The organism is Mycobacterium sp., from assembly GCF_002863225.1.
Taxonomy (GTDB): domain Bacteria; phylum Actinomycetota; class Actinomycetes; order Mycobacteriales; family Mycobacteriaceae; genus Mycobacterium.
This window is the reverse complement of sequence record NZ_PKEK01000112.1, coordinates 1-9330: the sequence shown is the minus strand read 5'-3', so window position 1 is coordinate 9330 and position 9330 is coordinate 1. Positions and strand designations below refer to the sequence as shown.

Genomic DNA, 9330 nt, shown 5'->3' with positions numbered 1-9330 from the left:
TTGGAAAGCCCGCCCCACCCGGCGACACGGGACCACCGAACGCGGCCAAACCCCTAAAACCCAGATCCGCTAACCCGCCCCGGCACCGAGTCCGACCACCACCACCCGGACGAAAAATCGAGGCTAAGCCGCCACGGCCCGGCATGTCGGCACCGCCAGCCACCCACTTGGGAAAACGGCCGCTCAATGAGCTTCGGCCAACAACTCCAGCTTCGTGTCGCGATTGAGGCGCACCCCACGCGCCCCCGCAACTGCCTGGAAGGCGCCCCACAAAAAAGCGGTCAACTCCTCGGCAAGGGCATCCCTGCTGATGGTCGGGAAATTCAGCCAGCGCAGCACACCAAGCCCCACCGCTCCCAGGGCAGCATCCACAACATATTCAAAGTTGGAGCCCTCGCCACCACGCGCCTGGATAGTGGCCGACCAAACATCCCTCGTGGCGTTCGAGAGCGGCCTGCCACCCTCAATCAAATCCGCGGGCGAACACCCATCCCTGAAATGGGAATTCACCAGGAAACGAAAAAGATTCGGCCGGTCATCCACGAGCCTGACATACGCTTCCACCGCTGAACTGACCAGCTCCAACGCCGTGCTGGCGGCATCCAACTGCGGCACGACTTGCTCGACAATCATCTCCTGCACCCGCTGACCGACCGCGGCGAATAAGGCGTCCTTATCGGCGAAGAACCGATACAACTTGGGCCTGGGAATCGCCGCGGTCTTTATGACATCGTCGATCGACAAGTCAGGCCCGTACTCGTCGATCGCGCGAAGCGTTGCCTCTACCAGCTCCGCCCGCACAGCAACTCGATGCTCGCGCCAACGATCGGCTCGGGCATCCCCAGTCAACTCCGGTAGCAACCGCCCCGCGGCACCTAAGTCCATCGACACCCCAATAAATTTACCCAAAGGCATAAAGGCCGTGCGATATGCAACAGCGCGTCACGCACCTCCGTGACACTACCCCGCTCTGTGTGCCACCTGTTGCGTGGAGCCACCTGAAAGGTCGCACCGCTCGTGACGATCCGCCTTCACCATCATGCACGCGATTCATCGTAGCGGCCGGTCGAGCCAAAACGAGGGAGGCTCGAAACCCACTTCTGTTGAAGAGTTGTAACGGTGATACGGTCGACACATGCGCGCAGACTGCGGGGATCGATTCGTCGGCGGTGGTACAGCGGAGCCCTTGGCCTGTGCTGGCGGCGCATGACGATCGTGGCCGCGTCCGACACTCTAGAGTTACCGGCTGAAGTGGTTTTTGACTACGCTGTAGACTATCGGCAGATGCCGGAGTGGGTGTTCGGGTTGCAGACCATCGAGCCGATCGGCGCACTGTCCGATGGGGTGGGCGCCGAATTTCGAGTAACCGGCAAGATCGGACCGATCGCCATGACCGGAACGAGTCGCATCACCGAGTGCGAGCCGTCTCGACGCATCACTGAGGCGTTGACGCTAGACAATGGCATCGTGGCCTCAGCAACCGTTGCCGTGACGCCGCTGGGGTCGGCACTAACCCGCACTGAGATAACTGTCGACTACAAGTTCCCCGGTGGGCTCGCGGGCAAAGTTCTCCAGCGCGCTATCGAGCCGTTGCTTGGTTCAGGTATCCGCTACACCGAACGGGCACTTCGTCGGCAATGCCTACGCACCTGCTGAAAAGGTTCCTGCTAACGAGGTCTCCGACTACCGGTTAACCAGTTGCATGAGACGATTCGCCGAAAATGTTCTTGGCGACGACCTCGACCGACCCTCGCACGGATTAGTTTTTTGGCTTGCTGCACGTTTGGGAGCCGCGACGAGTCGCTAACCAACGTCGCGAGCGAGATTGCACTGATCGCTCATGCGGTGAGACCCAGTGTTCAGCGGCCGGACGTGACGTGTCTGACCAGCAGCGCAGCCGCGACGACGTCGTCCGGTCGATCGACGGCGCTACGCCGCTGGTTCTTGACGAAGGTATTGATCGACAGCGTTGCTGCCAATCGGCTGGTGTGATCAACGATCTGCTGTGCGTCGACCTCGATGGCCCTGCTTGCCAGGCGCTGATGAGGTCGACGAATCCATCCACTGCAGCCAGTGGTGTGTCTCGTCATTGGTCGACCGCTTGGAGGGCGACGCGTCCGCGGGGCGACCTTGGCGAGGATGTCCTGGGCGCTGTGGCGGTGCATACGAATGGTTTGGGCGCCATCATCGCCGATCAGGCCCGCATGCGCCGCGACCTGCAGCCTGTCGGCGACGCATGAAAACTGACCCCGTGTCGAAATCACCCGTCGAAAAGGGGTCAATTTTCGACCGCCGTTGACACAGCCACCGCGACCCGGAGGCGGAGATCGCGGTGGATCTGCGGATCCTGACCCGCGCGGCGTAGCGACTTGGTCGTTGATCGCACCCGGGCGATCAACCGGCTGCGTGCCCAGCTGCGGGAGTACGTCCCCGCTCGTGGAGCAGGCGTTCGAATACAGCCACAGCAAGGCCGCCCTGATACTGCTCACCGGCTATCAAACCCCGACGGGCTGCACCGCGCGACTGGAAACCTGGCTGCGCAAACGCAAGGCCCGCAACGCCGCTGCCATCGCAGCCGCCGCAATCGAGGCCGCCAACGCGCCGCACACCATGGTGCCGGGACAAACGACCGCCGCCGCCATCGTCGCGCGGCTGGCTAAGGAGGTGATGGCTTTGACCCGAAATCGGCGACACCAAAGCGATGATCGACGACCGATTTCGCCGCCACCGCCACGCCGAGATCATCTTGAGCATGCCCGGATTCGGTGTCCAGCTTGGCGCTGAATTCCTCGCCGCCACCGGCGGCGACATGACCGCCTTTGACAGTGTCGACCGCCTCGCCGGCGTGTCCGGGCTGGCTCCAGTAAGGCGGGATTCCGGGCGGATCAGCGGCAACCGCAAACCACCTCGCCGCTACGACCGACGAATGCTGCGGGCCTGCTACGTGTCCGCCCAGATCGCCAACCGCACAGACCCGGCCTCGCGCACCTACGACCGGAAAAGAACCGAAGCCAAAAAACGCACCCAAGCCGTCCCCGCCCTGGCCCGCCGACGCCTCAACGTCCTCTGGGCCATCGCCAATCGCGACCACGCCGTCCGCCAGCCCGCAAATACCGCCGCGACAACGTCATTGAGAATCTCCTGGGTCGGAGGCCGTTGACCCAGCCGGGTCGTGGACCGACAGGCGTACGCCAGTACGCCTTACCGCCAGTACCTAATACTTGAATTCCGGCATATCCCATGTTTGAGCGGGTAGCAGCCGTGCCATCCGACTACGACTTCACGTCGGCGTTGACCATCGACTCAGGCCTTGCGCAGCGCATCCGGGGCGCTTATCGTGACTCTCACAACGGTACCGTTAGTACTAGTTACTGGGTGTTCGATGAAAGGCGACAGTCATGAGGAACGATTGGAAGGCGCGCTGGTCGGCCACCTCAAGTAGTCGACCGTACGAGGACACAGCCCGATAGGAGATCGACCGAAATGACCACTCGTAAGGTTTCCGCGGAGGCATATCCGAAGGTTTGGCGGATCGAGTTCCGGTTCGGCGAACCCGAACCGATTAACCGACACTTTGTCGACGGCGACATCGCGCTCAGCCATATGTTGGCGAATTTCCCCGGCACCTTCGCGCCCGGCGAGGAGTCGTTCATGCGTTCGGTGCGGCGTTTTCCGACGAGATCACCGATCCGGTGCTCAAGAAGCGGGTCCGCTGGCTTCATCGGCCAGGAGGCGGTGCACGGCCAGCAGCATCGCCAGCTCAACGAGAAGTTGATCGAAAAGGGCTACCCCAATGCTGCGGTTCCGGAATTTCGGCCCGAACACCCTGCGGCAGAGGCTCTTCGTCTTCGGCGAGAAGGTCCTTCCCGCCAAAGTGCGCCTCGCCATCACCGCGGCGGCCGAGCAACACACCGCAACACTGGGGCACCGGGTGCTGGAAACTCCTAAGATCCAGTCTAATCCGGCTGATCCCGAGGCCTGGCGCTTGGTGAACTGGCACGCATTCGAGGAACTCGAACACGGTGGTGGCGTTCGACGTCTACCGGGCGGTAGGTGGGCCGGAATCGATCCGGATCGGCGTGATGAGGTTCATGTACTACTTCACCATTCCGTTCGTGACGGCGGCAGTCGTTGTCTCGGTGCTCGCCGACCCGAGCGGATGGCGGCCGATCAAGCTGTTGCGCCAGATGTACGGCATCTTCCGCCGACCGATTCTCGGCGGCCTGATGGCGGAGATAATGCCCTACATGCGCAGGGGATTCCATCCCGACGGCATCGACACCGATGCCGTCCGGCAGAAGTGGCAAAGGAAACGATTCGGTACCGAAGGCATTCTCGTCGACCGCCTCAAATAACCGGAAGAACGAGGTACGTACCGTGAGCACCGGTATCGACCTCGATCGTTCCGGGACCGACCAACGGGTGACTCCCGACCACGAGGTGGTCGTAGTCGGAGCCGGGTTCGGCGGAATTGGAACCGGTATCGCATTACAGCGACAAGGCATTCACGACTTCGTGATCGTCGACAAGTGGGATTGGGTCGGTGGCACATGGCATGCGAACACCTACCCGGGTGTCGCGGTGGACATCCCGTCGGTGATCTACAGCTTCTCGTTCGACCAGCGCGGCGACTGGTCCCGGATCTTCGCTCCCGGTAACGAGCTGCGGGACTACGCCGACAATGTTGTCGACAAATATGGCCTGCGGGAGAAACTCCGGCTCAGGACTACGATCGTGTCCGCCAGATTCGACGAGCAGAACAGCATCTGGCGGCTTACCACCGACTCGGGCGCGGAGATCACCGGCCGGTACGTGGCGATGGCGACCGGCGGGCTTGAGCGTCCGAAGATGCCCGACATCCCAGGCATCGACGAGTTTGGCGGCACTTTGATGCATACCGCGCTCCGGGATCATGACGTCGCGCTCGCAGGTAGGCGCGTCGCGGTAATCGGAACCGGCGCAACGTCGTTGCAGCTGATCCCGGCCATCGTCGACGAGGTCGACTACCTCACCGTCTTCCAGCGCACACCGATCTGGGTGTTTCCCAAACGAGATGCAGCATTGGGTCCAGTGGGCCGCAAGATCATGGGACGCAAGCGGATCCGATCCGCTATCCGCCTCGTCGGCACCATCGCGACGGAGATCGCTTTGAGCGGACTGCTCACGGGACCGACCTGGATGGGGGATTCCACCCGCAAGCTACTGGAAGTGCCCACCCGCCGTTGGATGCGCAGTCAGGTCGTTGATACCGCCACGCGGGAGAAGCTGATCCCGCAGTACGGGCTGGGCTGCAAGCGGCCGTCGATGTCGAACGAATATCTGAAGACCTTCAACCGCGATGACGTCAGCCTGATTACCGAGTCGATCGAGCGCGTTACTGACAAGGGCGTACTCACGGCCGACGGTGTCGAGCACGAAATCGACGTCCTAATCTGCGCGACCGGGTTCAAGCTGTGGGAGAAGGGATCAGTTCCGCCCTTCCCGGTGGCCGGCCGGGCTGGTCTGGACCTGGAGAATTTCTGGGACGAGAACAGGTACCAGGCGTACCAAGGGGTTTCGGTCCCAGGCTTCCCGAACGTCTTCATGATCACCGGGCCTTATGGATTTGTGCTCGGCTCGTACCTCTGGATGATCGAGGCGACGGCGGCCCATCTGAGCCGTGCCATCGCGGAGACCAAACGTCGTGGCGCGAACGAGTGCGAGATCAGCCAGGAGGCTCACGATGAGTATTTCCAGAAGTGCCTCAAACGCCAGTCGCGCAACTTCCTGTTCACGCCTACCTGCTCGGGTTCGAACACGTACTATATCGACGACAAGGGCGATTCTCCATTCCGGCCGACGACACACGGTGAAATGTACTGGCAAAACCGGCATTTCGACCTCGACGTCTACCACTACGGCACCACAGCCGTGTCGGCAGTCGACTTCGCATCGACATCTACGGAGGCACCGTGAAGTTCAACAAGCTCAAACCTGAGCGCGTGGTGGTCACCGGCGCCGGTAGCGGTATCGGTCGAGCCACCGCGATCCGGTTCGCCAAACACGGCGCCCACGTGGTGGTCTCCGATATCGACCTGGACGCGGCGTTGGCCACCCGGGCGATGATCAGGGCGGCGGGCCACAAAGCGTCGGCTTCGCGCCTGGACGTCACCGATCCGCACGACTGGGAGGTCTTCGCCCGCGACGTGCTCGCCGACCACGGATTCGTCGACATCTTGGTAAACAACGCCGGGATGGTTGTCGGTGGACCATTCCTCGACCTCACGCCCGCGGATTGGGACCGCCAGCTCAGCCTTAACCTGATGGGCGTCGTCCACGGCTGTCGCACGTTCGGTGCGCAAATGATCGAGCGGGGTAAGGGCGGTCACATCGTCAACATCGCGTCGGCGGCGGCGTTCACGCCCACACCTGTGATGGCGCCCTACTCAGTATCCAAAGCCGGCGTGAAGATGCTGACCGAGTGCCTGCGCTTGGAGTTCGGTTCCCAGGGCATCGGCGTCAGTGCGATCTGCCCGGGCGTGATCAACACGAATATCGCTGAGAACGCTCACACCGTGGGCGTCGACAACGATCTCATCGAGCGCGGCAAGCAAGTCACCAGGCAACTCCAGGAACTCGGCGAGAAGCTACCTTTCTCGCCGATGAGCCCCGACCTCGTCGCCCGCGCCGCGGTGCGGGCCGTGCGTTTCGACCTCGCGATCGTGCCGGTGCGCACCGAAGCCTGGCTGGGTTATTTCATGCTCCGTCTCGCCCCCGGAATCAATCGGCGGATGACACAACCGTTCTCAGTACAGACCATGGAGAAGCTGGGTTTGCGGTTTCTGAACCGGCTGGGCCCAGGGGCGCCGAACGATCCGGCTGCCGCTGGGATAGACCACAAGCCGCCCGTCCTCAGCGACAGCAAGTAGCTCACCGATGCCCAGAGACCGATCGCCGGTGTTGCGGCGCCAGTTCCGCCTGCCGATCGACAACGGATGGCTGCATGTCAATGAATGCGGCGCACCCGACGCCGACGTCACGGTCGTCCTCACCCACGGCTCGGGTGTATCCAGCCGGAGCTGGGACGACGTGGCCGAACTACTGGTAACGACGGATCCAGCACTGCGGGTTCTGGCTTACGACCACCGGGGCCACGGCAGCTCGTCGAATGCACCAGCATCCATCAGGATCCTCGCCGACGACCTGGCCGCCCTGCTTCGGGTGCACGTACCTGACGGACCCATCGTGTTCGGCCGTCATTCCCTCGGCGGAATGACACTGATGGCGCTTGCGCTGCTCTACCCGGCAGTGATCGAGGAGCGGGTCTTCGGCGCGGCGTTCGTGGCAACCAGCGCAGGTGACCTTACTGGGCACGATACGAAAGACCCGCGGAGTCGATCCCCTGTTGCGGGCCCGCCTTGTCGTGTCGTCCCGGCTGAGGGTGCCGAGCAAGCCGCTGTTCCTCGCGCGGCAAGGCACCAAAGGGGCGTTATTCGGCTCGCGACCGCGGCGGCGCGACATGAACCGTTCAATCCGGCAAGTGGCACAGGCCAACCGCGCGCGGTGGCATTGTTGGGTCAGTCGCTGCTGCGGCACAACCGCTATGAGGCATTGGTGAAGTTCAACGACGTCGATGTCTTGGTGATAGCCGGGACCAAGGACGGGCTGACGTCACCGGCGCATGCCTGGCGGATCGCCCAGCTGATTCCCAACAGCCAGGTGATCGTCTACCAGGGTGCCGGCCAACACCTGCCCTATAATCGCCGCGAAGCCGTGGCCGCCCATGTCCTGGCGCTAACGGCCAAGGCCCGGGCGTCCGCGTGGAAGCGGGCGGGAGCGGCGGGATGAATTCTCGCGCACATCCGCTCAGACTCTTCGAGGTCATTAAAGAGACCGCCGACGCCGTCACACTCGTCTTCGACGTGCCGACAGAGCTGGCCGAGAGGTTCGCCTATGCACCCGGACAGTTCCTGACCATCGAGGTGCCCAGTGAGCGCTGCAGGTCGGTTGCGCGGTGCTACTCCCTTTCGAGCAGTCCGCACGGTGACGGCAGGCCCGCCGTCACCGTGAAGCGCACGGCCGACGGCTACGCGTCGAACTGGATCTGTGACAACGCGGCCGTCAACTCAGTCCTAACGGTGCTGGAGCCCGCGGGCGATTTCGTACCCAGCTCGCTGGATTGTGACGTCCTGTTATGTGCGGCTGGCAGTGGCATCACACCCGTCATCTCCATCGCCAAGTCGATTCTTCTCGCGGGCACCGGAAACGTTGCTTTGCTCTACGCCAACCGCGATATCGACTCGGTCATTTTCGCCGGACAGATCGACATGCTGGCCGCCAAGTTCCCGAACCGCCTGCACGTATTGCACTGGCTTGAGGAAGACAGGGGCTTACCGGCCGCTGACGGCATTGCGTCTCTTGTAGAGAGTTTCGCTGATCGCGATGTATACCTGTGTGGTCCAACGGGATTCGCGTCACAGACCATGGCGGCGTTGACTCGCTTGGGCGTTGCGGACGACCGCGTCCGCAACGAGGAGTACCGATCGCTGGAGGCCAACCCGTTCGCCGCCCCTACCGCATCTGTACTGGCATCGAATCCCAACAGCGCAACGACCGCAAAAGTCGAGTTCGAAGGCCAGACCTACGAGCTCGACTGGCCGGAGGACACACCACTTCTCGACATCCTGCTGGCCAAGGGCCTCGACGCCCCTTACGTGTGCCGCGAGTCGGCCTGCGGTACGTGCGTGTGCTCAGTCAAGAGCGGACGAACTCGAATGCTCCTAAATGAGTCACTCATCGACGAGGAACTCGAGAAGGGCCTAACCCTCGCGTGCCAGACGCTGCCGGAATCCGCTCAGGTGCACATCGCGTTCGACCAATAGAGTCCCCGGCAGAGTTCGCGGTCGGCACTTGTAACCTGGGCAGGGGGCGGCTGACACGTCGCAATGGGCTCTCCCCGGAATCGTGAAGGCTTCTCTTAATCTGCAGCCGGTTGGTCTGCAGCGAGTCTCTCGTATTGGATCGGCGACATCAATGCCGCCGAGCTATGCCGGCGCTGGGTATTGTAGAAGTCCTGGTGACGAGTCCCCGTTACTGAGTCCTCCGGGCTAGCCGCCCGGCGCCCGGCACGTTCCGGCATCGCAGTAGGCCGGCGACGGCGATGCCGGTGTCGTGCGGCCACACCGATCCGTTGTGGTAGCTCATCGGGTTGTAGGCGCCCATCGTCGTCGTTAGCCTCGATTTTTCGTCCGGGTGGTGGTGGTGGTCGGACTCGGTGCCGGGGCGGGTTAGCGGATCTGGGTTTTAGGGGTTTGGCCGCGTTCGGTGGTCCGTGTCGCCGGGTGGGGCGGG

General features: G+C 62.7%; 8 protein-coding genes and 3 pseudogenes. 10 read left to right on the top strand and 1 reads right to left on the bottom strand.

Features of this window, described 5'->3' with window-relative positions; all coding sequences use genetic code 11:
• Positions 1 to 183 precede the first annotated feature (183 nt).
• Positions 184 to 885 (bottom strand): TetR/AcrR family transcriptional regulator, encoded by a 702-nt coding sequence (locus tag CYU59_RS28905; protein WP_293010593.1) that lies wholly within the window; start codon positions 883 to 885, stop codon positions 184 to 186.
• A gap of 321 nt (positions 886 to 1206) precedes the next feature.
• On the opposite strand from CYU59_RS28905, the gene CYU59_RS28900 reads away from it, so the two are divergent.
• The 10 genes and pseudogenes from CYU59_RS28900 to CYU59_RS28855 all read left to right on the top strand — a co-directional run bounded on the left by CYU59_RS28900 (position 1207) and on the right by CYU59_RS28855 (position 8861).
• A complete protein-coding gene (locus CYU59_RS28900; protein WP_293010591.1) occupies positions 1207 to 1656 on the top strand; it encodes an SRPBCC family protein in 450 nt (149 codons plus the stop codon).
• A 221-nt stretch (positions 1657 to 1877) separates the two neighbouring features.
• Positions 1878 to 2240 (top strand): hypothetical protein, encoded by a 363-nt coding sequence (locus CYU59_RS28895; protein ID WP_293010589.1) that lies wholly within the window; start codon positions 1878 to 1880, stop codon positions 2238 to 2240.
• 83 nt (positions 2241 to 2323) lie between these two features.
• Positions 2324 to 3160 (top strand): annotated as a pseudogene (locus CYU59_RS28890) (transposase); the annotation flags it as partial.
• 323 nt (positions 3161 to 3483) lie between these two features.
• A pseudogene (locus CYU59_RS28885) lies at positions 3484 to 3753 on the top strand (metal-dependent hydrolase); the annotation flags it as partial.
• A 40-nt stretch (positions 3754 to 3793) separates the two neighbouring features.
• Positions 3794 to 3961, top strand: a pseudogene (locus CYU59_RS28880) (metal-dependent hydrolase); the annotation flags it as partial.
• A 61-nt stretch (positions 3962 to 4022) separates the two neighbouring features.
• Positions 4023 to 4355, top strand: coding sequence for a metal-dependent hydrolase (locus tag CYU59_RS28875; RefSeq protein ID WP_293010587.1), 333 nt, complete (start codon positions 4023 to 4025; stop codon positions 4353 to 4355).
• A gap of 22 nt (positions 4356 to 4377) precedes the next feature.
• Positions 4378 to 5955 carry an NAD(P)/FAD-dependent oxidoreductase gene (locus CYU59_RS28870; protein WP_293010585.1) on the top strand — a complete coding sequence of 526 codons (1578 nt, stop codon included), beginning with the start codon at positions 4378 to 4380 and terminating at the stop codon, positions 5953 to 5955.
• The gene (locus tag CYU59_RS28865; RefSeq protein ID WP_293010583.1) at positions 5952 to 6908 is read left to right on the top strand and encodes an SDR family NAD(P)-dependent oxidoreductase; all 957 of its coding nucleotides are present in this window, start codon (positions 5952 to 5954) and stop codon (positions 6906 to 6908) included. Before CYU59_RS28870 ends, CYU59_RS28865 begins: the two co-directional genes overlap by 4 nt.
• Positions 6909 to 6915: 7 nt before the next feature.
• Positions 6916 to 7827, top strand: coding sequence for an alpha/beta hydrolase (locus CYU59_RS28860; RefSeq protein WP_293010581.1), 912 nt, complete (start codon positions 6916 to 6918; stop codon positions 7825 to 7827).
• Positions 7824 to 8861, top strand: a complete 1038-nt coding sequence (locus CYU59_RS28855) for a ferredoxin--NADP reductase (protein WP_293010579.1) — start codon at positions 7824 to 7826, stop codon at positions 8859 to 8861. The genes CYU59_RS28860 and CYU59_RS28855 overlap by 4 nt, the downstream gene beginning before the upstream one ends.
• The last annotated feature ends 469 nt before the right edge of the window (positions 8862 to 9330 follow it).